The sequence below is a fragment of the Limnobacter sp. genome, from assembly GCF_046297615.1.
Classification (GTDB): domain Bacteria; phylum Pseudomonadota; class Gammaproteobacteria; order Burkholderiales; family Burkholderiaceae_B; genus Limnobacter.
On the sequence record NZ_JBKBHM010000003.1, the window covers coordinates 235,939 to 261,990 of the forward strand.

Sequence of the window (26,052 nt, forward strand, 5' to 3'; positions counted from 1 at the left end):
TCAGTGACGTGCGCGAAGTGTCCTTCACGCACGGGTTAACCCATCGGCCAAACAAACCGCCTTTTGCCGGTCTTCTTGGCCGATTGAATGGGTAACGTCAGCCCAAACCAGTCAAGCGTTCGCCAAGGCCGTTGAGTATTTCAAGGCCATTGAGGGACGCATTGAGGGGCAAGGAGTCCGATGCGATGGCGGACACCACGCCGTCTACCACATGAACCAGATCCCCCACCACAGGCACAGGGTCCAGCAGATTGGACAGGTTCTCGGTCAGGCCAGTCACAGTGCCCAGCACCCCGCCGAATCCGTCTGCGCTGTCAGAGGTGCCCAACAGGTTTTCGACCAGATTGACCACAGGTTCCAAGGGGGTGCCATCCAGTGCGGCATCCACCATGTCGAAACCGGAATGAAGGCCATCGGTAAGCATATCCAAGCCCTGATTCAGCAGCTCGAACGGCAAGGACAATGGTGTGCCCGCCAATCCATCGGCCAAGCCATCGGTAACGCCTGTCAGCAAGCCCAAAACGCCCCCCTGATTGTCGCCAGCCAGCACCTGTTCCAGCACATTGGTGGTGGTGTCGACGACTGCACCCAACACAGGCACTGACGCTGTGGCGTCATCCAGGCCATTGGTGATGCCTTCAACCACGCCCACGAGTCCGCCCTGTTCAGTGGGGGTGACACTGCCGCCACCATTGTTGCCGCCCGTTCCGCCTGTACTGGTTCCGGTGCTGCTGCTGTCGTCGCTGCCAGACACCGCGGCAAGCACCACAGCCGTACCTGCGGCAGCTGTGGCCACCGGGGCTGTGGCCGCCAGCAAGCCACCGCCGAACAATCCAAAAAAGCCAGAGGATGCGCCGTCATCGTTGAGCACGGCGGCTTGGTTTTGGTCATCGAATTCGCTGATGATGGCCACATCGTCTGGCCCGCTGACAAACTCGCTGTCGATGACCACCGCCCCTTGTTGCCCCCTGCTTTCATCAAAGCTGAGGGTGGCCTGCGCACCGTTTTTGATTTGCAACAAGGTGGGGGCTTGGCCCATCAAACCTGGAATGGCCACCAAAGCCATGGCGGTGTGGGTCGATCGGATCCGGTCACCGGGCAAGATTGCCATATTGTCGGAGGCTGGCAGTTCTTGCCCGGCCCGGATGACGACCACCCCCGGGTCTACGGAGGTGAATTGGCCCAAGGGTTCTGATGTTTGCATGGTTGTCTCCATCAAGCAGGGTGCACCACGTCATGCATGAAGGCATGAACGGAATCGGTTGCGGTCGACGAGATCGAGGCAAACTCAGTGACCAACGGTGCATCGGCAAACGCGTGCTCAAACACTGGGCGAGCGGCCAGCAAGCCGGTGTCGGACTGCGCCAAGGCAGAATCGATGGCGACGATTTGGTCCACGATGCCGGTGAGTTGGTCGTTGGGAATGAAGGCCAGCGACAGGTCGGTGAGCATAGTGCCGGGCAGATGACCCAAAAGGCCTGTCAGCAGGTCACCCACTTGCGACACCACCGGGATGTCGGCGGGAATGGCATTGCCTAGCGCGGTGGATAATGTGTCGGTCAAAGCGGCCAAGCCGGGGATAGGCACATCTGGGTTGTTGCCTGAACCCGTGACCACAGCCAATACATCACCCAATTGCTCAAGCAAAGGAATGCCATTCGTGGCTGTGTCCAGCGTAGTGGAGACATCATCGAGAAGGCCCGACAATCCACTGCCGGCAGTGTCGTTTTGACCCAAGTCCGCAATGCCGCCAATCACGCCACCCAATAGGCTGCCCAGAATGTCCAAGCCCGGAATACCTGATGTGGCCTCGGCAAGCCCATTGCCCAGCGCCGCCAAACCATCAGCCAAGCCACCTGGGGTAGGCAACACATCACCGGGGCCAGAGCCGAGCAGGTCTGTCAGCCCGTCAATCAACGTGCCGATCACCGGGATACCTCCCAAGGAGTTGTCCAGTGTGTCGGCCAGGTCAGCCACTAGGCCAGCGGCACCCTGGACGTCAGACCGAGGATCTACAGGTGTTGGATCGGTGGGTGTGGTGGGATCGGTGGGTGTGGTTGGGTCCGTTGGTGTGGTGGGATCGGTCGGTGTGGTGGGATCGGTCGGTGTGGTTGGGTCTGTTGGAGTGGTTGATTCAGCAACAGGATCCTCGTTATTGCGCGTGGCCACGGCGGCCGCGGCAGCACCCAAGCCCAGCAAGCCAAAGAGCCCACCCGATGCAGGCACCACAGCCGCGCCCACCAAACCGGCCGCGGCATCGTCTTGTTCAAGGTATGCAGCGGGAATGGAATCACTGACTTCAAAGAGTTCCGCACCACCAGCCGATGCGACCACCCGAGTGCGCATGGCTTCATAGGCTGGGTCGCCCACCTGTTCAAGTGCCGCAGTGGCGCCGGGTTGGAGTTCAAGCAAGGCCGCGCTGTGCGCAGCGTGAAGCGCAGGCATGGCCACAGTGGCTTTGAATTCACTGGCGTTGGTGATCTGATCACCCCAGTGCACTGAATCGCCTTGGCCGAGCGGGACGCTCTGACCGTTTCGCTGCACGGTCAAACCTTCAGCACTGGACTTAACCACACCAACGACTGGATTGCTTGAATCCATGAAAACCCCGCTTAAAGTTTGTTAGCAGGGGGGATTCTACATAAAATATAGAAATTTACCAACAAAACGTAGGTAATTTTCTGACAAGAATGTAGGCCGCCAACAGGGGCGACCCAAATTCAGGAATGGCGGTTGGGGCTGGGGGCCATCAACAGGTTGATCAAGCGAAAGGCGGTGTCTTCGCTCAGGTCGTCGTGCCGGGCTTTGTCAGCCAGCATGGCCAGCAGGGCCTGGGCCAAGGGGCCCAGCGCATCAAAATCAAGATTGGCCAAGGGGTTCTGAACCACATTCATCTGGCTGCCCAAGGCTTGCGCCAGGTTGACGCTGCTCATCTTGAAAAACTCGGTGGGGCTTGGCGTAGACGCGGCCTTGCCTGGTTTGCGGCGGCTGCTGTTCGCTGACTTGGCAACGGGCGTGTCAGCAATGAAACGCTCCCTTAAGGCCTCGGGGAAATCAGCGCGACGACGGACCTGGCTGAGGTAGGCCTCGGGAAGCTCCAGGCCGGCTTCGATGCGGCTGGCAATGTCATCGGTCATGCCATAGCGACGCTTGAGAATGTGGCTGATCACGCTGGGATTCAGATCACACTGCTTGGCCAGTTCGGTCTTTGAACCACGCCGTGAGGTGATCAACACCAGATTGTGGTAGCGCGCTTCTGAAAGCGCCACCGATGAACCGCCTGCAAGCAGGTCAGAATTCAGCGCGAGATCGCTGGCATGTTCAACAAGATGGACCATGGTGGACTACTCCTCCCTTCGCGACCGTTTGACCGGCCGCTGATTGACTACAGGTTTGCCTGCGGGCAGCAGGCGGGCGCCTCTTGGTACGACCACGGGCGCTTGCTTGAGCGCTGTTGCGCTTGTCACTAAATCTTAACGCTTGAATCTAAAAAAGGAATACCCAGAAAGGAGTAAATATCGGGTTTCAGCCGATCTCATTCCATGTCAGACCGTTGCACTCAACTTTATTAGTTACATGATGTAAATATATGGCAAGCATCCCTGATTTAAAAGCCAATTTTTGACATAACGTTGCAGCATGTAACTTTCCCTAATCACACGTGGCCAGTTGATCGCGCTGCGAAACACGCCTCAGTGGCCCCAAGATCCGCATATTCCATAGATTTAGGGTTTTAGATTAACCCTGACCGGGAATTGAGTAGGGGATGTAAAAATTCGGACAAAATTCGCTACGAATCAGAAACTGGATTGATCAAATAGAAGAATTACTCCAGTATTTGCACCGAATCCGTGCGATTTGTTCTGTATTAGTTGTGTCACGATAGCCCAGTAGAGTTAACCCGACACGGGGTCAGCCCTAACCCCCAATGCTGTTCCCGATGAATCAGGAGCCCGGAATTGAGCCAACGACTGTTTTATGCGTGTGATGCCCGTCACGACGTGGATGGTCGCGTGCATTTCATGTTCCGTGACCTTGGCCCCGAGATCCACACGGCAGCCAGCCTTGCCGAAGCCCTGGAACAGATCCCTTCCGTTCTGGAAAACCGCTTGGTTGAGTGGGCGATGTCAGGCCGTGATTTGCCCCCGTGCACGCCACGCGCCATCCATGAATTTGCGGTGGAAGCCCAGGTGGACCGAATTCACAGCCGTGCACGCATTCGGACATGGGCCATCGGCATGCTGACTGAGTCTGAAATCTAAAGTTTTAATTCTAAATTTTCTCAAACGAACACGGATAATGGTGGGGTTCCAGCCTGATCCAGCGCCCCCAATGTCCCTGTCCCAACGCCGCTCGCCGGCCTTCCCTGCCCTGCCCAGCGCCACTGCCCTGCTGAGCACTTTGAATGTGCTGTGGTGCAGCGGCCTGCTGCTTTGGTTCAACGCACACAGCATGCCGGGCGGGCCCGCGAATTACTTCAATGCGATGGTGTACCTGGGCTTGACGCTGTACAGCCTGCTGGAAGCGCGCATGAGCCGCAAAGCGGGCGACCACGCCAATGCAGGCTGGTGGCGCAACGCCGCCTTGGTGATCGCCGCTGGCGGTTTGGTGCACCACGGCCTGTGGACGGTGCTATTTCCTTGGCTGCCTGACCATTGGGTCAACCTCAGCGCGTGGATCACCCCACTGATTTGCGCAGCCTCAGTGATATGGCTGATTCAGCGCAACGAGGCCAGTGCCCTGACTGCGCGGCCCCTGTTGGGCGATGAACCGGGAAAGCCATTTGATTTGTTCATGTTCATGTTCAGCCCCGCTGCGGCTTTGGTGGTGATTGGCTCGGAAGCCTTTTCGATGGATTTCACCTGGTCGGCCCTGTCGGCCAGTCGCCCTGACGGTATGGCCCTGCCCGCAGTCAGTCGGCTTTGGACCATTCTGGGTGCGGTGATGGCTCTGCGCCTGTGGACTTTGTACCAGCGCAGTGAACAGGGCTTGCCATGGAGCCGTGTTGACCAAAGCCTGATCGCTTTGTCGGCCTTGCTGTTGATGAGCATTGGTGTGAGTGGCCTGTGGGAGCGCCCACACACCATGGAGGCGGTGCTGTATTTCTCCAGTTTCCTGATCTGGGGCGGAGTTCAGTTGGTGGCCTGCGTGGCCAGCAGCCAGGATAGGCAGTCGGCAGAAGTGCGTGACTATTGGCGAATTCTGGCCTTGGGCATACAGGTGGGTGCGTGCTTGATACCGGGTAACTCTTACAAATTGGTCGAGTTGTCCAAGGACATGGCTGGCAACATGGCCTACCTGTTGAACAACTCGTACTACACCATCGCCATTTACTTCGTGATGAATGGTTTTGGCATCAAGGTGTACACCTTGCGCAACCTCAAGAAGTGGAACTGGGGCCGCAAAAAGCCCGTGTAAGCCCTGCCCTCACAGCAAGGCCTGGAGGGCTTCTTGCACTTCGTCGAACGACATCACATGGGTTTGAATTCTGGGCAGGTTCAACACAATGCGCAGTTGACCGTTCACCTGATGCAAGGTGGCAAAGCCATTGCCCGGCAAGGGGGCCAAACCAAAGTCATCGCACTGGAAACCCGGTGCCTGAAAGCGGTCCAGCGGCACCACACCCAGGTTGGAAATGACCACGGTTTCCATCGGCCTGCGTTTCATGAAATTGCGCCAAGTTCGGCCCAACAGCAGGTCCACCAACCATTGCGGAAACCAGCGAATGGCATCAAACCCACTGGCCACCGCCAGTTCCATGCGCTCATTCAACAACGCTTTCAGGCGTGACTGAAACACCTCGGGCCCCTCACCGGGCCACAGCTTGACAATCAACATGCTGCTGAAGTTGGTGACCGCGACCAAGCCCGGGTAATGCCGCCGCAAATCCACCGGCACGGCGATGACCGCGGGCAGGCTGCTGCGCCGGTGGGCCAGTTGTGCAAAAGCGCAGGCCATACGGGCCAGGATCTGTTTGCTGTGGGTGTTGAACACCATGCGCACCCAGTCGTCCCCGGGGTCTTTGGGAGGTGGGTCAACCTCACTGGCTTCAAGCACCCGGCAAGTGGGTTCGCGCAGCGGACGGGGTTTGGGTGGGTTCAGTGCCTTGATCATGTCAGAGTCGCTGAAACGCGCATTGCTGCCCACCAAGGCCTCGCCCCTGAGGAAGCGGAACAACTCGTCAAACACATGGAAACCGCCCATGCCGTCCATGATGGCGTGGTGGGTGCGCATGATGAACACTTGCCGCTGATCCGCCCGCTTGCCAATGATGAATTCCACCACCGGGCCGGTGCGCAGGTTCAAGGGCCATTCGTCCAGAAACTCCATGCCTGCGTTGCTTTTGAAATCCCAAGGCATGTGGTCCATGACCCTCAACGCTGGGGACGGGCCATCGCTGCGCCAGCGTGACCAGCCCAGCACACCCACCCAGCGCATGCGCAAAGCCGGGTTAACGGCGGTGACCGCATCAATGGCGGCGCGCCATCGTTGAGGCGTCATGCTGGCATCGGCTGGGGCTTCCAGCGCGAACACAATCTGACGGTCGCGCTCAAGGGTCAGCGGGCAGCTCCCGATGGATGCGTGATAGTACTCGGACCCTGACACGGGCCGCTCAATTGGCGCTGCCTGCACCAGTGGCAAAGCGGACTGCAGGTGATCAACCATTTCGTAGGGCATCAACAATCTCCATACGCGACGCACGCCAGGCAGGCAACATGCCGCCAAACGCCCCCATAAAGAGCGCAAACAGCAACACCTGCACCGCCGTGACCGGGGTGAGAATCAACTGAAACACCACCTCGGAAAAGGTTTGTACATTGGTGGTGGAAATCTCGAAACGTTGCATCCAGAAAGCGAAGAACAGGCCGATGAGGCCGGCAAAGCCGCCCAGGCTGGCTGCTTCCATCAGGAAAATGTTCAGGATGTTCAGGCGCTGGAAACCCAAGGCGCGCAAGGTGCCGATTTCCCTCACGCGGTTGGCCACGCTGGAATACATGGTGATGGTGGCCCCGATCATCGCACCCAGCGAAAAGATGAAGGTGATGGACTTGCCCAGAATGCCAATGAAGTTGGCCATTTTTTCTGACTGGTCGGCATAGAACAGGCTTTCACGGCGAATGTCCAGGTTCAGGCTGGGCTGGCTCAACACCGCTTTTTCGAAATCGGTGTAAGAGGCACGGTCCAGCAGGGACACGACCACCGAGGAATACACGGGCCTGCGAAAGGCCTGCATCACTTGATCGCGGTCGGCCATCACTTCCGATTCAAACCCGCTGCGGTCTGCCGTGAACACACCAACGACCGTCCACTGACGAGCACCAAACGAGAGTGTGTCGCCCAGTTGTACAGCCAGCCGCCCACGCGTCAGCCCTTCACCCACCACGACTTCAGAGGTGCCTGCACGGAACAGACGGCCCTGTGCAAGGCGAATCTGAGGACGCATGGCCAAGGCGCTCGGCTGCGTACCCCGCACCACCACGTTGGCCATGCCGCCTTCATCGCGGCGGGGCAGGTTGATCAACACCAGGGATTCCGCTGCTGCATTGGCATTGCCCTGCGCATCGGTGGACAGGCCATTGAGTGTTGAAATCAGGCGGGCCTGGTCGCGGGTGATGCTGCTTTGCACTTCTGTTTGCGAGCCCTTGCGGATGAGCACCACGTTGTCATAAGACCCGGTGCCTGCCATGGTTTTTCGCAGGCCCTCAGTCATCATCAACACACAGGCAAATACAAACACCACCAGCGCCATGCCGGCCACGGTGAGCAGTGTGGTGAGCCGGCGGGCCCACAGGTTTTTCAGCACAAAGGCGAAGGAGAGGCCGCGTTTCATGTGATCGCCCTCAAACCGTCCACGATGCGAATGCGTCGGCTGTTCACCATGGGGGCAATGGCCGCCACCACGCCAATCACCAACGCGGAGCCCAACTGCAGCATGACTGTGGTGGAGGTGATGTCAAAGACCAGGAACAAATCACGAGTGACCGAAAAGAAGGCACGTGCGGCGGGAAACGACAACAAAATGCCTGCCACAGCACCAAACACCGACAAGGCCAGCGACTCACCAAGTATCAGGGTGTTGATGAAGCCCGCCGAGAAGCCGAGCGAGCGCAAGGTGGCGTACTCACGTGTTCGTTCGCGGGCGGCCATGGCCATGGTGTTGGCCATCACCGCCATGATGATGAGAATGACCACATAGGCCACCGTTTGGATGGCGGCCAGAATGGTGTCCACCATGGCAATGAACCCCAACTGGAAGGCTTTCTGGGTTTCAGTGCGGGTTTCGCTCACCGAGTTGCGAAACTGCGCGTCGATGAGGCTGCTCATCATGGACGGTGTGGCGCCGGGGGCCAGGTTGGTGACGTAGATGCCGACGCGGTCCGCCAGTGACGGCAAAATGGCCTTGGTTTTTTCGTTCACGTAAGTCCAGTGCATGATCATCTGGCTGGTGTCGACTTTGCTGTCTTTGCCTTTGTAGATGCCACGGATGACAAAGCTCCAATTGCCCGGGTAAACAGTGCCGCGCAGGGGCACTTGGTCCCCCACTTTCCACTTGAATTTTCGGGCGGTTTTTTCACCGACAATCACACCCCGCCGGTCCAGCTTGAAGTCGCTGAGTTCTTTGGGGTCCACCACAAACTCGTCGTACACCTTGAAGTAGGTGTCTGCGTCCACAGCAAACTGGGGAAAGAAGTTTTTCTCATCGATGTAAATGCCGCCGAACCAGTTGGCGTACGTGACGGAATCCACACCGGGTACGCGGCGTATGCGCTCGGCATGGCTCAAGGGCAAGGGCAAGGTCAGCGAGGTGGCGTTGCGGGTGATGAGCCTGGAGGCAGAGCCCAATTCCGCTCCGGCATACCAGGAATCGACCACAGTGCGCAGCATACCGAAGGACAGAATGGCCACGGCAATGCCCAGCAGGGTCATGAGCGACCGAAACTTCTGCCGCCACATGTTGCGGGTGGCCAATCGAAGGATGTACTGAATGTGCATCTCAGTGGGCACCGGGGGTGGGCATCAGTTCGCCCTTGACCAGATGAACCTGATTCTTCGCACGCGCGGCGCACTGCGGGTCGTGGGTCACCATCACAATGGTCTTGCCCAATTCCTGATTCAGCCGGTCCAGCAGGTTCAACACATCGTCGGCGGATTGGCGATCAAGGTCGCCCGTGGGCTCGTCAGCCACAATCAGCAAGGGGTCGGTGATCAATGCGCGTGCAATGGCCACACGCTGTTGCTGCCCGCCCGACAGTTCATTGGGGTAGTGGTCCATGCGATCGCCCAGTCCTACCATGGATAAGGCCAGTTCAACACGCTCGCGTCGCTCGGCCCGGCCCAAGCCAGTCAGCAACAGGGGCAGCTCTACGTTCTCGAACGCATCCAGCACTGGCATCAGGTTGTAAAACTGGAAAATGAACCCCACATTGTTGGCACGCCAGCGGGCCATGTCCGCCTCGGACAGGTCAGCCAGTTCTATGCCACCCACTTTGAGCGAACCGCTGGTGGGCTTGTCCAGCCCGGCAATCAAATTCAGCAGTGTGCTTTTGCCAGAACCTGACGGCCCCATGAGGGACACGTAATCCCCAGCGGCAATGTTCAGCGTCACATCCAGCAGCACTGGCACATCCTGATTGCCGCGCTGATAGGTTTTGGCCAGGTTGCGTATGGCGATGAGTGTGTCCACGCCGCTTACTCCACCGTACCCACGGCCTGTCCGTCTTTCAGGCTCGATGTGGGGTTGAGCACCACCACTTGCCCGGGCTGAATGTTGCCAGTTACGGCTTGAAGGTCGCCCAGCAGGCGGCCAGGCGTTACCTCGATGGCTTTGAGCTTGCCGCCTTCAACCACCAGCACCTGGGTTTTGTCGCCTTGCTTGATCAGCGCTTTGGGGCTGACCGCAATCACCGGTTCGTTGCCTGCACCCTCCAAGGGTTGGCTGAGGAAACTGACACGTGCACTCATGTCCGGCAGAATGCCGCCATCCAGTTCCAGAAACTTGATGTTGGCGGTGACGGTGGCACTGGCACGGTTGACCGTGGGCACAATCGAGGCAACCACCCCTTTGTAACGTTTGGCGGGGTAAGCGTCCAAGGCGATTTCACAGCTTTGGCCCACTTGAATGCGAGACAAAGCCGATTCAGACACATCCGCTGCAATTTCCAGCGTGTTCATGTCGGCCATCACCACCACAGCCCCTTTGGCGTCCGCGGCCGACGACAGGGGCGTGACAATGTCCCCCACGTTGGCTGAACGGGAAATGACCACACCGGAAAACGGCGCGCGAATTTCCGTGTTGTCCAACGCACTTTTGGCATTGTCCTGATTGGCCTGCGCGGCGTTGAAAGAAGCCCGTGCACTGGCCAAGCCTACTTTGGCACGCTCCACTCGGGACTTCGCATCGCGCAGCGCCGTTTGTGCAATCAGGCCCTTTTCAAACAACACAGCGGACTTTTGCAGATTGTCGTTGGCGTCGTTGAATTCAGTCTGTGCGCTGTCAATGGCGGCCTTGGCCGCCTCCGCATTGGAGCGGGAGGCGCGGTAGGCCGCCTCGACATCCGTACTTTCCAGGCGGGCCACCACAGTGCCTGCCTCCACACGGTCGCCCTCACGCACACCCAGCCATTCCACCCGGCCAGTGCCTTTGGATGCAACAGCCGCGCGGGTTTTGGCCACCACATAACCGGTGGCATCCAGCACTGCAAATTCCTGCGATGGCCAGGCCGTGCCCACACGGGTGGTTTGAACATTGACCGGGCCACCGCCCAGCAGCTTGACGGTCAGGGCCAGGCCCAACACCACGGCAGCACCAGCCACCCACTTGCCTTTGCCACCGGCGCGCGCGGTGCTGGTTACGGGTGAGGAATCCCGGCGGATTTTCAGTTTGTCGAGATCTACGGATTTCAAGATGCAAGGCCCTGCGAGGAAAAATGTTCTGTGAATGCCTGAACCAAGGTGTCCAACTGGCCGTTGCCGTTGTAGGTGGCTGGCGTGGACAGCGAGACGATGGTCTCGGTCGGCGTGTTGATGAAAATCATGTTGAGTTTGCCCACGGCACCGGGTATGCCGTAGAAGCGTTCGGCCTGAAAGCCGGGGAAGTTGTAGTCGCTCATCACCACGGACCCCATGGACACCAGCCCGCCAGTGGGCAAGGCTGGGGACACGGTGTGCAACAAGGCATCGACCTTGGGTTTAAGCTGGCGCAGCATGAACCACACGGGCAGCCAGCGCAGCGTGGTGATTCCGGGGAAGGTTTTGCAATCGGTGAACGCCTTGACCTTGGTGAGAATCTGCTGCATCAACTTGCGCGGGCTGGCCCCTTCAGGCACCTGCAAACGCAGATAACCCGTCATGTTGCCTATGCCCATTTCCTGCGTACGCAGGCCACGGTAATCGACCGGGATGGTGAAGCCCACTTCGCCACCGGGCACCCGCGCTCGGGCGTAAGCTGCGAAAAACTCCGCTGCGCGGGGCAGGAGTTGACTGACATTGGACGGCAGCACAATACGCCGCCAGATGTAACGCAACTCGCCATGGCGTACTTCATCGGGCTCGATGACTGGCACACACTGCGCAGGCGCGGCAGGCTCTTCCGGTGGAATGTTCTGCTGGTTGGCCAGTTGAATGTCGAGGTCGGTGAGGCGAGAACTGGAGCCCACAGGCGTTTCATCACGCAGGGCGCGGCACACATCAGCCACCCAGTGCATCAAACCACGCCCATCAATGGCAGCATGCACCGACCGGAATACGATGCGGGTTTTGCCGTCGGTGCACGGCACCACCAGCACATCGGCCACCGCTTGCCCCTTCATGGGGTCCAGGCGCTGTTGCAGAAATTCAGTATTCAACTCGGAATCGCCAGTCCATGGGCTGACCGGCAGCAGATGCACACGCGGGGCTTTCCCGCTGTCCACCCAATAACACCAGCGCAACAGCCCGCGCAGTCGAACACGGATGGCAGGGTTGCTCTGCGCAGCCTTGTCCACGGCCTGTTGAAGGCGCTTGATGTCCACGTCGCCACGCCCTTCCAGAATGCCGTCCACGTGATACCGATACAGGCGGTTCAGCACCAGCGAGTAACGCTCTAAGGGGGACAGGGGGCGAACATAACGGCGACTCATGGAAGGACACTCTCCGGTGTGTGATCAGTCTGGAATTCAAGCAAGGACAGCAACAAGGTACGCAAGGATTGCGGTGCCTCGCTGGGGATGTAATGGCCGCACTCCAGCCAATGCAGGCGGCTTTGGGGGAACAGGGTGTTCAAGGTTTCGCCCACGGGTGCGCAAGGCGAATCTTTGCCGTAAATCAGTTCCACCGGGCACTCGAGGGTACGCATGGCGGCTTCGGGTTCCGCCGCCATGCCGGTCACGTCCTGCAACAAGCTGGTGGAAAACAGCAGGTGAGTCAATCGCCGGGTCAATTTGTCCAAGCGGCGGCCAGTCAAGGTGCCGATCATCGCAGGGGCACCGGCCAGCCAAAGGCGCAACGCTTCGGGGCTGGTGACCTGTTCCAGGCTTGGGCGAACCCATTCACAGGCAGGCATGGGGGCGTCCACCAGCACCAGTCGGCCCACGCGTTGCGGATAACGCAGGGCAAAGCGCAAAGCGATCAGCGCCCCAAGGCTGTGACCGATCAAGTCCACCTGCTCCGAGGGGCCAGCGCTCGCGTTGATGACGGTCAACAGGTCATCGGCCTGGGTATTGAGGTCGTAGCCTTGGGCGGGGGCATCGCTGTCACCGTGGCCGCGCAAATCGTAGAGGGTGACCGAACGGTCACGGGCAAGGTCCAGCGCCGCCACGGAATACCACGTGGAAATGTTGCCAGTCAGCAGGCCATGCAGAAACACGCAAGGGCGCTGCCTTGAATCGCCCGCATCAGGCCCCAGCTTCAGAGCTGACAGCGCCACGTGGTCGTGATGAATGGTGCACATGTCCATGAACGTCTCCTCACACAGGGGCGGTTTGACACAAACCCAGAATGCTTCGGGCGGCACCGGCCGCTCCAGGGCTGTTTCGGAAATGGGTGGCCAGGTTGGCGGCCGACTGACGCAGGGCCGGGTCATCCAGCAAAGTCTTGAGTGTCTGAACCGCCGTGTTGACGGTGACCTTGCCGTATCGAATGGACACGCCTGCACCGGCTTGAACCACTTGGCGGGCCACCACGGGTTGGTCGTCACGAATCGGGGCCACGCCCAAGGGCAGCCCGTGGGACAGCGCTTCGCACACGGTGTTGTGGCCTGCGTGGCACACCACCGCATGCAGGTGCGGCAGAAGGTCCACCTGCGGGACGAAATCGCGCACCAACACATTGGGCGGTGCCATGGCCTGAAGCGAACTCGGTGCCACCATCACGGCTTGTACGTCGGGCAACCGGGCCATGGCCTGAAGGAAAACCTCGAAGAACCGGGTATCACGGTCGCGGCTGACGGTGCCCAAACTGATGAGCACTTTGCGCGTGTCAGGCTTCAAAAAGGACCAGGGAAAATCCACCTGCCGACGCCCTTCCCCTTGAGTCGGCCCCACAAATTCATAAGGGGCGTCCAAACAGTCCTGCAACTCGCCCATCAGGCTTTGGTGGGAAAACACCACCACGCGGTGGGGCGAGAGGTCGGGGCGTTCCACATGGCGATCGGCTTGCAGAAACTCACGCTGCAACACGGCGTATTGGGAAGCCACCCATTGGTCCATGGTGTCGGACAGTTTCAGGATGGATGCAGTGGTGGTCACCAGCGTGACCCAGGGCAAGCCCAATGCACGGGCCACCAGTGCACCCGCAGGCATTTGGTGGTCCACCACCATCACATCCGGGGCAAAGGCACGGGCGTGGCCCATCAACTGCGGCGTGCACGCGCGGGCCATGGGCACGGTGTAGTCTTCAAAAAACACGCGCACGCTTTCCAGGCCACGCACCTGTGAGGCGTCAATGCCATTCACAGGGTCGTTCACACCGATGTCCAGCACTTGCATGCCGTCGGGAATGCGTTCACCGATGCGCTCGGCATGCACCGCCCAAGCCACCTCATGGCCCTGCGCTGCCAACTGGCGCGCAACGGCGAGCGCCGGGTTCAGGTGCCCAACCAGTGGCGGAACGGTGAACAGGATGCGTGCCATGGCTTAAGCCTTCACGTGCGAGGCAATGTAGTCCACCAAAGTGCCCACATTCAGGCCGATCAGTTCATTGATGGTTTTGCCCGACAGCCACGCTGCAATGTTCAAGCCCTGCCCATAGTGCTGCTGAATGGCGTTCGCGATTTTCACAAACTCGATGCTTTCGATTTCAAGGTCTTCATTGAACTGGGTGTCCATGCCGATCTCGTAATCCAGAATCCAGTCTTCGTTGATGGTGGTGCGAATCTTGTCGATCACCAGTGCCAGAATGTCGTCGTGTTGAGTCATGGTGTGGGGTTCCTGAAAATTCATAGCGGGGTGACGCCCTTGGGCAGCGTCCAACCCAGCACGTGTTGGGGCATGCGGTGGGTGATCACCCACACATCCGCGATTCTGAAAAAATCGTCAATGCGTTCTTCAATGCGGTACTCGAGCAGGTGCGCCCCCAAGCCGGTGCTGCGCAGTTTGGAATAGGCCTCCTTGGCCACCCAGGCACGCAGATAGGTCAGCGCCCGGTCCTCTGCACCCGTGGCCAGCAGCAACTCATTCTCTTCGGTGCTGAAGGCCAGGTTGATGGTGCTTTCCGACCAATCAGCAATTCGCTCAATGTCGATGCCCACCGGTTCGGTGTCGGCAATGGCCACGGCGTATTGGTCTTTGTGGCTGATGGATATCTTCAGATTGACCGGCACGGTGTTGGTGACATTGGGATGCACCACGGGTTGTCCGCTTTCCTCCGAATAAATGCACATTTCCTGCGGGTACACACTTTCAACCCCTTGCGAGCGCAAGAGAAAAGCCACCGCGTCCTTGGCGGCCACGCGGCCAGCCAGCCAATGGCGCTTCTTGCGGGGCGGCACGGCTTGGTACAACTGCTGTTCGATGGTGCTGAGGTAACGGCGGGACATGTAATCGCGAAGGATGGCGGTGTCGTACCGGTCTTCAAACAGCGCGATGTTGGGTGGCAATTCCACGGATACGCCCTGCCGGTCCAATAAACGCGAAGCTTCCCAAAAATGTTTGTCCATCTGGTAGCGGCGGGTTTTCCAGCCCTGAATGGAGATGCGCAAGCGGCCTTCCATGTCGAAGAGCACGTGGTCTGTTTCGCATTCCAGTTCACTCAAGGCGCGAATGCGCACGCGGGCATTGAGCAACTCGCCGGGCACGGGGTCGGGCCCGTGGAAGGTAATCTGGTTCACGCCGATGGGCATGGCCAGACAGTTCTCAGGCTGTTCCATGACCCAGTAACCCGCCAGTTGGCCCATGTTGTCCAGCAGGGAGCCCTGCCCGTCGGGCACACGCAGCACACCGTCGATGCCGTTGTCGCCAATGGCTTTGATGGTGTGCACACCTTGGTAGGCGGGGCCGTGGAACATCCAGCGCTGGCTGTACAACTCCTCGGCAGTGACTGCGGACGGCCGGGGGTTCTGAAGCGGCTCCACATCCTGCACGGGCGCAGCCCAGTCCGGCGCAATCTCAACCACCGCCCTGAAGTAGTCGCGGATTTCAACCGCCACTTCCTGTTCGGACAGCATGTCCATCTGCATGTCCACCGTCACTGGGTGGCTGACCACCAGCCAGTTGAAAGCCTGAATGCGTTTGACACGAATGGCTTTGTGGCCCGGCGCCAACTGGGCCAGTTCCTGGGCCACCAAGTCACGCACCATCAGCACTTCCATGGTCATGGGCACAACCGGGTGACGGTCTTCGACAATGGGCCAACCCTCGCGTTGCGGGTACAGCTCATGGTCACGCACCCAAGGAATGCTGGAATTCAAGTCGAGCAAGCGGCTGACTGTGTGTGACAGGCGCATGGGGGCTGCCGCGCGTGCAGGGGCCAGAACCGGGTGGGCTGCACTGCCCGGCGCAATTGCCTTGCCCTGTCGGGCCTGTTGCCACAAGGCCAACACTTCGCGGCTGGTGGTGTTGATGGTTTTCAAGGTGTGGTGCAGGTGCTGGCCCACCTCATCGTCAAGGGCAGGAAGCGCCCAGGTTTCAGGCTCATCGAATGCGCCAGAACGCGATGGCGCATTCAAAGTCAGCCCCTGCACGCGAATCTGTGGAACGCCCAGCTTGAGGCGAACACCCTGCCCTGACTCCACAGGCTTCTTGGCCACTTTGAAATCGGGCAACAGGCGGTCTGAGAAATCCAGGCCCTCGACCCACAGCGCGGCACACAGGTGTTGAAGTTGCAACAGGCCATAGCGGCTGTCGTGGCTGCTGTACAGGGCGGAATGGGGCTGTTTACCCAGCGTGTCGGCAATGAAGCCGGGCAATGAACCATAGCCCACCTGCACAAACACGCGCACACCGGCGTCATACATGTTCTGGATGGTTTCGCGAAAGCGCACGGCTTTCACGAGGTGCTCAAGGGCCAGGTCTTTCCGGGCTTTCTCTGAATCAGGGAAAGGCTGTGCTGTGGTGGCCGACCACACTGGGTAAGGCGTGTCGCGCAGGGCCACCGAACCGAAGAAACGCTTGTACCAACCCAAGTGGTTCTGAAACAGGTGTGAATGAAAGCCCGACACAATCGGCAACACCTGATGAAAAATATTCAGTTGCGCCAAGCGCTGTGAGACGACCGCCAGGCTGGATTCACGGCCACAGGCGATCACTTGGTTGGGGCAGTTGTCGTGCGACAAATCGACATCGGGCAGGTCAGCAAACTGGGCCTTCAAGGTGGCAACATCGCAGGAGGCCGCGAGAAACCGCACATCCGGGAATTCGAAATCGTCGAAGTTCAGGGAGGCATTGGTCATGTCCGACACGGACTGGTCCATCATGCCCGAGGTGAGCATGGCACTCCACTCGCCAATGCTGTGGCCTGCATAGGCGTCGGGCAGAATCCGCAATTCGGACAGGCGGTCGAACAGGTAGCGGTTAAAACCCAGCAAGCCGAGCACCACGGGCAACAGGTTGCTGCTGGGGTCCTGCGGGTGGCAATAGTCAGGCAAGGGTTTGCCAAAGAAGGCTTCGAAGTCTTCTGTACGCGGGTTGAACTGGCTGTCTACGCCGGGGAATACAAAGGCCACTTTGCCGCCGGTGCCGATGTGCCCGCTGGGCATGAACCAGACATTCTGCCGCCCCATCCAGGCTTTGCCCGAGGCAATGGCTTTTCGGGCTGTGGCAATTTTTTTGTCGTCCGGGTCGAGAATGGCCAAACGGCAAGGCCCGGCCAGTCGGCCCACTCGGCCAGTGCTGACGAATTGGTCCAATTGTTCCAGCAAGGCCTGGGGATTGGCCGCAGCCAAACGAAGCACAGGCTTGAGAAAGTCGGATTGTTCCACATGGCGGCCTGCACCAGTGCCCCGCAACACCACGTGCCCATTGATACCCCCGAAACCGAAGGCATTGATGGCGGCCAAACGGGTGTTGGCGGGCGTGTTCCAGGCCTGGGCTTTGGGCAGCACCTGAAAACCAGTACCCAACAATTTGGGGTGGGGCGTTGCGCAATTCAAACTGGGCGGCAGCACACCGTGGTACACCGACAGCGCAACCTTGATGAGAGAGGCCATGCCGGATGCAGGCATGGCATGGCCGATCATGGATTTGACGGAACCAATCACTGGCTTGGCCGTGGCCTGTGCTTTGGTCTGGACGGGTTCGAAAAACCGGGACACGGTTTCCAGTTCCACCTCATCACCTGCAGGGGTACCGGTGCCATGGGCTTCAAGCAAGCCGATGCGCTCGCGGCCCAGTTCCACCGAGGCCCAAGCCCGTTCCATCGCCAACAATTGGCCACTGGTGGACGGGGCCACCAAACTGCTGGAGCGGCCATCGCTGGAGGAACCCACGCCTTCGATGACGGCGTAGATTCGGTCCTGGTCGTTCAGTGCATCGTCAAAGCGTTTCAGCACCACCATACCGATGCCTTCACCGGCGAGAATGCCATCGGCTTCCTGCGACAGTGGGCTGCTTTTACCGGTGCGTGACATGGCCCCCAATTGGCAAAACGTCGCCCAGAAGGTGAGGTCGTGTGACAGATGCACACCACCCACCAACATGAGGTCAGCCTGTTTGGTGGACAGCAGGCTGCAGGCCTGTTCCACCGCCAACAGGGAACTGGCACAGGCCGCATCCACGGTGTAGGCGGGGCCATGCAAATCCAGGCGGTTGGCCAGGCGCGAGGCCGTGAAATTGGGAATCAAACCCGAAGCCACATCCGGGCCGTAGGGGCTCAATTGGGCCATCAGGCCATCACGCACTTTTTGCAGCTCAGCCGGGTCCAGCCCAGGCAAGAGGTCGCGGATGGTTTGCACAATCTGCGGCACCACCCGCACATGCTGTTCAAGGCGTATGACGCCTGCACTCACGTAGTTGCCCTTGGCCACAATTACCCCGGTTTTGTCGCGGGGAAAATCGCGGTCCAGGTAGCCGGCATCGCCCAGCGCAAGCTGACCGATTTTCAAGGCCAACAGTTGATCGGGCTCGGCACTGTCCACGGTTTTGGGCATCACACCAAAGGGCAGCGGGTCGAACTCGGCATGGTGGTCTACAAAGCCACCGACCTTGCAATAGAACTTGTCCACCTCGGTGGACTGGGGGTCGTAATGCGAAGGGTCCCACCGCTCGGGGGGCACCTCGGAAATGGCGCTCACCCCTTCGCAGATGTTCTTCCAGTAGGTCTGCAAGTCCTTGGCACCCGGGAACACGCAGGCCATGCCGATGATGGCAATTTTCTCCATGCCTTATGCCCCGGTGAACGCCGCAGTCCCGATGAAACTTTCCGGCTTGCCGGACATGAGCACCACTTGGGCTTCAAGCACCGGGCTGGCCAACTCGTCGAGCAAGGCTGCCACACCACCCACCTTGGGCACCAAGCCAATGTTTTTGCTGGCGTATTCCTTGCGCAGTGATTCATTGACCATGCCCGTGTCAGCCCATGGGCCCCAATTCACAGACAACACGCGGCCTGCGATGTCGGCTTGCCAAGCGCGGGCCAACTTGTCCAGCGCGTCGTTGGCGCTGGCATAGTCCACCTGCCCACGGTTGCCGAAGGCACTGGCCACGCTGGAGAAGAACACCACAAAACCCACGTCGTCGCGAATGGCTTTGCGCAGGGTGTTGGCCGCAATCACCTTGGTGTTGAACACCCGGGCGAAACTCTCAGACGTTTTGTCCTTGAGCAATTTGTCCTCGATGACGCCTGCGCCATGCACCACCCCATCAATGCGGCCATGCTCGGCATACAGTTGTGCAATGAACCCTTCAAGCGCAGGGGCGTCCTGCACGTCCAGTGCGTGATAACGCACGCGGCCACCAGCGGCTTCAATGGTCTCAATGGTTTTGCGGTGCTCACGCTCGGCCAGCAGTCGCTTGACTTCACGCTCCACTTCCGCAGGCTTTTTGCCGGGTGAATTCTGCAGCACCAACTGACGCAGGCGCTTGGGGTCAGTTTCATGACGTGTCAGCGCTGATTCGGCACCCACAGGCTCGGCGGACCGGCCCACCAACTCCAGTGTGCAACGGTGACGGCGTGCCAGTTCCATGGCCACCAAGGCGGTGATGCCCTTGGCGCCGCCAGTGAGCAGCACCACACTTTGTTCGTTCAGCGCGAGGCCTTTGAGGGCAGAAAGGTCCAGTGGGCTGGCCACGGCCTCCACGGTGTATCGTACAGCGCCCCGGCGAACCACCTCGTTGTACCGGTCATCGCTTGAGAATTCCTGAACCACAGACTGCGCCACCTCGGCGGGGAACTGGTCCACATCCACATCCAGCGTGCGCACATTCAGTTGGGGAAATTCACGGGCCAGTGATTTGACCAAACCAGCCAGGCCAGCACCCCGCTCGGGTTGGCGCACCAGTTGATGCTCGTCCAGCCCCAAGGCGGTCACCACCAAGAGGTGCGAAGTGCCATTCAACACAGCGGTTCGGGCCACTTCGAAGAAGGCCAGCGTGTCGTCCATGCGGGAAGCGGGGTCAATGCCCCACAGGTGGATCAGCGCATCGGTGTGCTCAAGCGCTTGGTTCAATGCCTCACGTTCGGAACGGAAACAAATGACTCGCGCTTTGGCACCCTGAGCCTTGAGCTGTTCAGCCACCACGGGGGCCACACCCAGGGAATCGGGAATGAGCACCACGTTTTTGCCTTGAATGTTCAAGCGCGTGGCGGCCTCTTCAATACTGCGGGTGCGCATCACATAGCGCTCGAAGGGAATGTCATCGCCAATCGCGTCGTCATTGGCCTGCTCAGCGGGGGCCACGGCCACCGGGGCGCTTGCCGCGTTCGGCGCATGGCTGGCATGACATGCCACCATGTCGGCGATGGAGCGGCACTTGGACAGGGCTTCACTCAGCGCACTGCGCTGGGCACTGCCTGCTGCAGCACCCAGGCTGTCCAGCCACTGACCCACAATTTCAATGCGCTTGATGGAATCAATGGACAGGTCAGCTTCCAGGTCCAGCGTCACGTCCAGCGCCTCAACCGGGTAACCCGTGCAGTTTGCAATGATGTCCAGCAACAGGCGATCAGCCTGTACCGCTGGGCTGGCTGCGGGCGTAGCTGGTTCAGGTGCAGCCTGAGCCACCGGCGCAGCGGCCGGGGTGGAGGGCAGTACCTCATCAAGGAAGTCGATGATTTGGCGCAAGGTGCGCTTCTGCCCCAGCTTGTCCAGTTGGGCGGCGGCATTGGCACCCAGCGCAGTGCGCAGGTTCAGGGTGTCGGACAGTTCGCCGGTGATTTCAACCCGCTTGATGGAATCAATGGACAGGTCGGCCTCAAGGTCCAAATCCAGGTCCAGCGTTTCAACAGGATAGCCTGTTCGGTCGCTGACCAGTTGAAGCAACACCTCACGGTTGGACACTGCTGGCATGACGGCTTGGGCACTTGCGGCAACAGGCACCGAAGCAGGTGCAGCCGTGGGGGCCGACACACGCTGAGCTGCTGGAGCAAACGGCAAAGCTGGGGCAGTCGTAGCCATTGGGGTTGGGTTCACGCCCAAATAACTGACCAGCACATCGCGCTGCGCAGTCACCAGTTCACGCATGTTGTTGAGGTAACTGAACACCGCCGAGGTGGGCACATCGGCGTGAGCCGGGGTAGCCTGAACCACGACAGGCTGACCTGCCGGGCTGGCTGAGCCACCCACACTGACCACCGGGGCGGTGACTGGCGGCACCACTTTCAGGGAACCCGCTTGGCCGGGCACAGCCTTGCCACCGTCCACCCACCACACTGAAGCGGGCAGTTTGGGCACTTCGCTCAGGCTCACGGTTTGAGCCCGTCCGTCAAACAGCACGGATGCATCAAAACCTTCCATCAGTGTGGCCAGTTGGGCCACGCCTTTGAGGAGGCCCTTGAGGCTGCCCTCGCCCTGATCGATGGCCAGCACAGGTTGTGCGGCATCACCAAGAATTTTGTTGGCCAAACCGGCCAGCACTTTCTTGGGGCCAATTTCAACGAACAGGTCGGCACCAGCCTGTGCCATGGTGCGCACCTGGTCCACCCAGCGCACCGGGTTGGAGATTTGCTCTGCCAAAGCCTGGCGAATGTCATCCGGCTGTGAGGGGTACAGCTCAGCGGTCAGGTTGCTGCTGACCGCATGCGTGGGTGCATGCACCTCAACGGCTTGCAAGGCGCTCAAAAATGCACCACTGGCGGCTTTCAGTTGCGGGGAGTGGAATGCCGCTGCCGTGGCAATCGGCTTGGCGGCAAGGCCCTGGGCTTTCAGGTGCGCCAAGGCTGCATCCATGGAAGCCGTGGGGCCGGAGATCACCACTTGCACGGGGCTGTTCTGGTTGGCCATCACCACCCCATCAAACCCGGCCAGCAAGGGGCCCAGCGTGTCGGTGTTGGTGGACACTGCAGCCATGTAACCCGGGTCGTCCCCCACGGAATCGAGAATGCAACGGGCGCGGGCTTTGGACAGCGCAATCAAATCAGCCGTACTGAATACACCGGCCGTGGACAACGCCACCAATTCACCATAGCTGTGGCCAGCGGCCATGGCCGGTTTGAGGCCCAGCGCGGACAACCAGCGAAACAAGGCAGTGCCAGCCAGGCCCAAAGCGGGCTGTGCAGCACGGGTGTCGGTGATGGCCGCCTGTTGGGCGGCTTGTTGTGATTCCGACAAGGCTTTGGGCGGGAACATGAGCGCGGCCAGTTCTGGCTCGGCTTGCAAGTCGCTTTGCAGGGCGGGGAAATACACGAACAAGTCACGCAACATGCCCGGGTGCTGGCTGCCCTGGCCCGAGAACAGCGCAGCCACTTTGCGGGCGCGGGTGCCTTTGGCCTGAAACACATTCACGTCGGGGCGGTTGGCCAGAATCCCTTCCAGCGTGTTGGCCAAACCTTTGACGGATTCGGCCACGAAGGCGAACTGAACAGGCCCCTGCCCTGTGCGCCACACGGTGGCCGCCAAGTCACGCAGTTTTGCGGGCACGGGTGTTTTGTTCAACCAGTCGTGCAGGGTACGGGCCTGCGCACGGGCCTCATCCGCGCTGTGGCCACGCAACAGCACCAGCTCGGCTGGGAAGTCGACCGCACCGAAGGCTGGTGCATCACCTTCCCAAGCGGACAACACCGCGTGGAAGTTGGCACCCCCAAACCCAAATGCACTGACGGCTGCGCGAGTGCGCTGGCCGGGCTTGCCCACCCAGGGCAATGGTTGCTCGGTGAAACGGAAGGGGCTGGATGCCGCACGGTACCCGGGGTTGGGCTGGCTGACATGCAAGGTGCCCGGCAGCACACGGTGGTGCAAGGCCTTGGTAATTTTGATGAGCCCGGCAATGCCTGCGGCACACTTGGTGTGGCCAATCTGGCTTTTCACGGAGCCCAGCACCGCCTGTGCGGGCACAGCCCCACCTGCGGTGAACACTTCAGTCAGGGTTTGCAGTTCGGTGCGGTCGCCCACCACGGTGCCCGTGCCATGGGCTTCGACCAAGCCCACTTCGCCCGGCAACACATTGGCCTGGCTGTAGGCGCGCTCCAAGGCACGTTTTTGGCCTTCCTTGCGCGGGGCGGTCAGGCCCAAGCCTTTGCCATCGCTGGACCCGGCGATGCCGTCGATGACGGCGTAGATTCGGTCGCCATCGGCAGTCGCATCCGACAGGCGCTTGAGCACGACCACGCCGATGCCTTCGCCCAAGGCAATGCCATCCGCTTCAGCATCGAATGAGCGGCAACGGCCTTTGACTGACAAAGCACCCACGGAAGAGAACATCAGGTAATCGCTGATGCCATTGTGAAAGTCTGCGCCGCCGGCCAGGGCCATGTCGCTGGTGCCGTTGCGCAATTCTTTCACGGCCAGTTCAATGGCGGTGAGCGAACTGGCGCATGCGGAGGTGACTGCATAGTTCACGCCACCCAATCCCAAACGGTTGGCAATTCGGCCTGAAATCACATTGACCAACATGCCGGGGAAGGAGTCTTCAGTCAGCGCGGGCAAGGCGGCGTCCAACGCGGGCGGGATGTCGCCGGCGTACTGTTGCCACAGGTTGCGGAAGGTGTATTGGTTGCCCAGGTCCATGCCCGCTTCGGCCCCAAAAATCACCGATGTTTTTTCGCGGTTGAACCACTTGGTGGCGTAGCCTGCATCAGCCAGCGCGTCCTTGGCGGCTTTCAGCGACAACAACTGCACAGGCTCCACCGAGGCAAGCGTGGCTGGGGGAATGCCAAACTCCAGAGGATCGAAGGCCATGGGTTCGAGAAAGCCACCCCACTTGCTGACGCTCTTGTCGCGCTCGGCTGCACCACCGCTGTAGTACTGCTGAACCGACCAACGGTCGGCCGGCACCTCGGACACCAAATCGCGGCTGCCCAGGATGTTGGCCCAATAGCTTTCCAGGTCGGGCGAACCGGGGTAAATGGCGGACATGCCCACAATCGCGATGGGCTCGGGAACATCGGCGTCCAACTCAGCCGGTTCGGGCAGGGTTTCAAGATGCGCTACCGCCGAGGAGGTCACACGGCTGTGCAATTCCGCCATGGTCAACACGCGGTCCTGCATGGCCACCACCTGGCCGATCATGTACATGCCTTCGCTGAGCTGGGTGTGCAGGGGAATGTCCACGATTTCGCCGTTCACACGGTCCTGCCCTTTGGTGGCCACACGCAGGCGGCCCACGGTCAGGGACTCGAGTTTTTGCCAGGCTTCCTTGGTGTCTACACCCTCTGCGTTGAGGCGGCTTTTCTCACGGTTGAACAAATCGATAAACCCGGAAGGCAAGCAGCGAATGGCGTGGCCTGGCGCAGTTTCAATCAATGCGGTTTGCGCCCCACCCAGCGTTTGGCGCTGGAACTCTTCGAGCACCGCACCGCCCTGCACCGCTTCCACAGTGGCAATGTAGGCGGTGCCCATAAGCACGCCCACCTTGGCCCCTCGGGCCACCAGTGGCGCAGCAATCACGGCCACCATGGCTGCGGACACGGCATCGTGAATACCGCCAGCAAACAGCACATGCACGGCACTGAGGTCGTCCTGCGCCAACAGGCGAACCACCGCCTGTTCCCACAATACAAAGCTGAAGCGTGGGCCCACGTGGCCACCGCATTCGCGGCCTTCAAACACAAAGTGGGTTGCACCTTCTTTCAGAAAAATGTCGAGCAGGCCGGGTGAAGGCACATGCAGATACGCAGGAATGCCACGCGCTTCAAAGGCTTTGGCCTGCGCAGGGCGGCCACCGGCAATCAGCAACACCGATGGGGAGAACTCTTGCAGCAATTCAAGCTGTGGCTCCAACACCTCGGGCGCGGCAAACCCCAACACCCCAACGCCCCAGGGGCGGTCGCCCACGGCAGCCACCGTGCCTTCCAGCAGGGTGCGGCAAGTGTCGCGGTTCAACAGCGACAAAGCCAGGAAAGGCATGGCCCCTTCGCGGGCTACGGCCTGTGCGAATTCTGGGGTGTCGCTGACGCGGGTCATCGGGCCTTGGGCCACCGGGTAAGCCACACCATGGCTTTGGGCCCAGGCGTTGCCGGGCTCCAGCACTTTCAGTTGACGGGCTTGGCGCACCTGGGCGCGAATGGACAGCCGCATCGCGGCGATGAATTCACCCACGGCCGAATAGCGCTTGGCCACTGACGCGGCGAGGGCCGCATCCTGCCCCAAGGCCCACAGGCGGTCATCACCGGTACTGGCCAGGCGCGCTGCCACGGTGGCGGCGTCCAGGCTGTCGAGTTTGGCTGCATCGCGTTGATTGCCGCCGAATACATTCACATCGCCGGCGACACAACGAATCTCACTGCCGTCCAGCGTGGCCAGTTTGGATTTAATTGCTTCAGGCAGCGAACTTTCGGGCAGGGCGGCCAGCGCCGCATCAAACACCACACCCGTGGCGCCGGACGCAAACACGGCCGGGGCGGTGTACAGGCCCATACCGCCTTGGCACCACACCGGGGTGTTGCCGCGCGCCTTGAGTTTCAAAATGCGTTGCAGCAACACAAATGCGCTTTCATAGCCCACCGCGCCACCGGCCTCTTGCCCCTTGGCAATCAAACCCGATGCCCCCTGCGCCAAAGCCTGTTCAGCAGCCTCCACCGAACTGACCTGAACCACGACGGGCAAACCCTGCCAAGCCTTGGGCACCTGCGCCCCGTGGCCCAACACCAAGAAGCTGACCGAACCGGGCAAAGCCAACGCTTCCGCCACAGCGACCCCCTCCGGCACACGCAGGCCAAGGGCAGCCGGGGCTGGCACGGCCTTCAACACAGCACTGAGCGATTCCGCCGCCTGCACTGCTGCAGGCCAGTTTGCCGGTACGCGCCCCAAATCCAGCACAGCGGGCACGCGCGCGCGCAACAAGGCCTTGGCCAGTTGCACGTCGGGAAACTCAAAAGGCGTTAAACTCAAAAACGGGCTGTTAAAACAAGTACTTGCAGGATTGGGGTTCTGGTTTGGCATAGACGTGTGTAAGTGCTGGCTTTAGTTGTCTAAAATATAGGTAATTCACGCAAGACACATTTACTTTTTTAGAGTACTTTTACAAGTTACCCAAGGGTAAAATGCTG

The 26,052-nt window shown here is 60.1% G+C and carries 16 protein-coding genes; 2 read left to right on the plus strand and 14 right to left on the minus strand.

The features are described 5' to 3' along the window. Positions 1-97: 97 nt before the first annotated feature. The 3 genes from ACK4FF_RS08260 to ACK4FF_RS08270 all read right to left on the minus strand — a co-directional run bounded on the left by ACK4FF_RS08260 (position 98) and on the right by ACK4FF_RS08270 (position 3,338). Positions 98-1,204: a hypothetical protein gene (locus tag ACK4FF_RS08260; protein ID WP_409707259.1), complete on the minus strand. Its 1,107-nt coding sequence runs from the start codon at positions 1,202-1,204 to the stop codon at positions 98-100. An 11-nt stretch (positions 1,205-1,215) separates the two neighbouring features. After that, positions 1,216-2,601 (minus strand): hypothetical protein, encoded by a 1,386-nt coding sequence (locus ACK4FF_RS08265; protein WP_409707262.1) that lies wholly within the window; start codon positions 2,599-2,601, stop codon positions 1,216-1,218. 119 nt (positions 2,602-2,720) lie between these two features. Continuing rightward, positions 2,721-3,338, minus strand: coding sequence for a hypothetical protein (locus ACK4FF_RS08270; RefSeq protein ID WP_409707265.1), 618 nt, complete (start codon positions 3,336-3,338; stop codon positions 2,721-2,723). Between the two features lie 621 nt (positions 3,339-3,959). On the opposite strand from ACK4FF_RS08270, the gene ACK4FF_RS08275 reads away from it, so the two are divergent. Further along, entirely contained in the window at positions 3,960-4,262 is a 303-nt protein-coding gene (locus ACK4FF_RS08275) for a hypothetical protein (protein WP_409707268.1), read from the plus strand. A gap of 70 nt (positions 4,263-4,332) precedes the next feature. Then, positions 4,333-5,418 carry a hypothetical protein gene (locus ACK4FF_RS08280; protein WP_409707271.1) on the plus strand — a complete coding sequence of 362 codons (1,086 nt, stop codon included), beginning with the start codon at positions 4,333-4,335 and terminating at the stop codon, positions 5,416-5,418. 9 nt (positions 5,419-5,427) lie between these two features. Here ACK4FF_RS08280 and ACK4FF_RS08285 read toward each other — a convergent pair whose 3' ends face one another. From ACK4FF_RS08285 to ACK4FF_RS08335, 11 genes are read right to left on the minus strand one after another with little or no spacing between them, the layout of a single operon-like run. Further along, entirely contained in the window at positions 5,428-6,678 is a 1,251-nt protein-coding gene (locus tag ACK4FF_RS08285) for a hypothetical protein (RefSeq protein ID WP_409707274.1), read from the minus strand. Continuing rightward, positions 6,659-7,831, minus strand: a complete 1,173-nt coding sequence (locus ACK4FF_RS08290; protein ID WP_409707277.1) for an ABC transporter permease — start codon at positions 7,829-7,831, stop codon at positions 6,659-6,661. Before ACK4FF_RS08290 ends, ACK4FF_RS08285 begins: the two co-directional genes overlap by 20 nt. Then, positions 7,828-8,994 carry an ABC transporter permease gene (locus ACK4FF_RS08295; RefSeq protein ID WP_409707280.1) on the minus strand — a complete coding sequence of 389 codons (1,167 nt, stop codon included), beginning with the start codon at positions 8,992-8,994 and terminating at the stop codon, positions 7,828-7,830. The genes ACK4FF_RS08290 and ACK4FF_RS08295 overlap by 4 nt, the downstream gene beginning before the upstream one ends. A 1-nt stretch (position 8,995) precedes the next feature. Then, a complete protein-coding gene (locus ACK4FF_RS08300) occupies positions 8,996-9,685 on the minus strand; it encodes an ABC transporter ATP-binding protein (protein ID WP_409707283.1) in 690 nt (229 codons plus the stop codon). A 5-nt stretch (positions 9,686-9,690) separates the two neighbouring features. Continuing rightward, positions 9,691-10,905: an efflux RND transporter periplasmic adaptor subunit gene (locus ACK4FF_RS08305; protein WP_409707286.1), complete on the minus strand. Its 1,215-nt coding sequence runs from the start codon at positions 10,903-10,905 to the stop codon at positions 9,691-9,693. Next, positions 10,902-12,119 (minus strand): hypothetical protein, encoded by a 1,218-nt coding sequence (locus ACK4FF_RS08310; RefSeq protein WP_409707289.1) that lies wholly within the window; start codon positions 12,117-12,119, stop codon positions 10,902-10,904. The genes ACK4FF_RS08305 and ACK4FF_RS08310 overlap by 4 nt, the downstream gene beginning before the upstream one ends. Beyond that, entirely contained in the window at positions 12,116-12,934 is an 819-nt protein-coding gene (locus ACK4FF_RS08315) for an alpha/beta fold hydrolase (RefSeq protein WP_409707292.1), read from the minus strand. The genes ACK4FF_RS08310 and ACK4FF_RS08315 overlap by 4 nt, the downstream gene beginning before the upstream one ends. 10 nt (positions 12,935-12,944) lie before the next feature. Next, entirely contained in the window at positions 12,945-14,108 is a 1,164-nt protein-coding gene (locus ACK4FF_RS08320) for a glycosyltransferase (RefSeq protein ID WP_409707295.1), read from the minus strand. A gap of 3 nt (positions 14,109-14,111) precedes the next feature. Further along, complete coding sequence (locus ACK4FF_RS08325; RefSeq protein WP_409707299.1) at positions 14,112-14,393, minus strand: acyl carrier protein; 282 nt, start codon at positions 14,391-14,393, stop codon at positions 14,112-14,114. Positions 14,394-14,413: 20 nt separating this feature from the next. Continuing rightward, the gene (locus ACK4FF_RS08330; protein WP_409707302.1) at positions 14,414-18,790 is read right to left on the minus strand and encodes a beta-ketoacyl synthase N-terminal-like domain-containing protein; all 4,377 of its coding nucleotides are present in this window, start codon (positions 18,788-18,790) and stop codon (positions 14,414-14,416) included. Positions 18,791-18,793: 3 nt separating this feature from the next. After that, positions 18,794-25,894 carry an SDR family NAD(P)-dependent oxidoreductase gene (locus tag ACK4FF_RS08335; protein ID WP_409707305.1) on the minus strand — a complete coding sequence of 2,367 codons (7,101 nt, stop codon included), beginning with the start codon at positions 25,892-25,894 and terminating at the stop codon, positions 18,794-18,796. Positions 25,895-26,052 lie beyond the last annotated feature (158 nt).

Coding starts and splice junctions, on each gene's coding strand:
- ACK4FF_RS08320 (WP_409707295.1), bottom strand. CDS start 14,108: ATGGCACGCATCCTGTTCACCGTTCCGCCACTGGTTGGGCACCTGAAC.
- ACK4FF_RS08310 (WP_409707289.1), bottom strand. CDS start 12,119: ATGAGTCGCCGTTATGTTCGCCCCCTGTCCCCCTTAGAGCGTTACTCG.
- ACK4FF_RS08280 (WP_409707271.1), top strand. CDS start 4,333: ATGTCCCTGTCCCAACGCCGCTCGCCGGCCTTCCCTGCCCTGCCCAGC.
- ACK4FF_RS08290 (WP_409707277.1), bottom strand. CDS start 7,831: ATGAAACGCGGCCTCTCCTTCGCCTTTGTGCTGAAAAACCTGTGGGCC.
- ACK4FF_RS08295 (WP_409707280.1), bottom strand. CDS start 8,994: ATGCACATTCAGTACATCCTTCGATTGGCCACCCGCAACATGTGGCGG.
- ACK4FF_RS08315 (WP_409707292.1), bottom strand. CDS start 12,934: ATGGACATGTGCACCATTCATCACGACCACGTGGCGCTGTCAGCTCTG.
- ACK4FF_RS08270 (WP_409707265.1), bottom strand. CDS start 3,338: ATGGTCCATCTTGTTGAACATGCCAGCGATCTCGCGCTGAATTCTGAC.
- ACK4FF_RS08265 (WP_409707262.1), bottom strand. CDS start 2,601: ATGGATTCAAGCAATCCAGTCGTTGGTGTGGTTAAGTCCAGTGCTGAA.
- ACK4FF_RS08285 (WP_409707274.1), bottom strand. CDS start 6,678: ATGCCCTACGAAATGGTTGATCACCTGCAGTCCGCTTTGCCACTGGTG.
- ACK4FF_RS08330 (WP_409707302.1), bottom strand. CDS start 18,790: ATGGAGAAAATTGCCATCATCGGCATGGCCTGCGTGTTCCCGGGTGCC.
- ACK4FF_RS08260 (WP_409707259.1), bottom strand. CDS start 1,204: ATGCAAACATCAGAACCCTTGGGCCAATTCACCTCCGTAGACCCGGGG.
- ACK4FF_RS08325 (WP_409707299.1), bottom strand. CDS start 14,393: ATGACTCAACACGACGACATTCTGGCACTGGTGATCGACAAGATTCGC.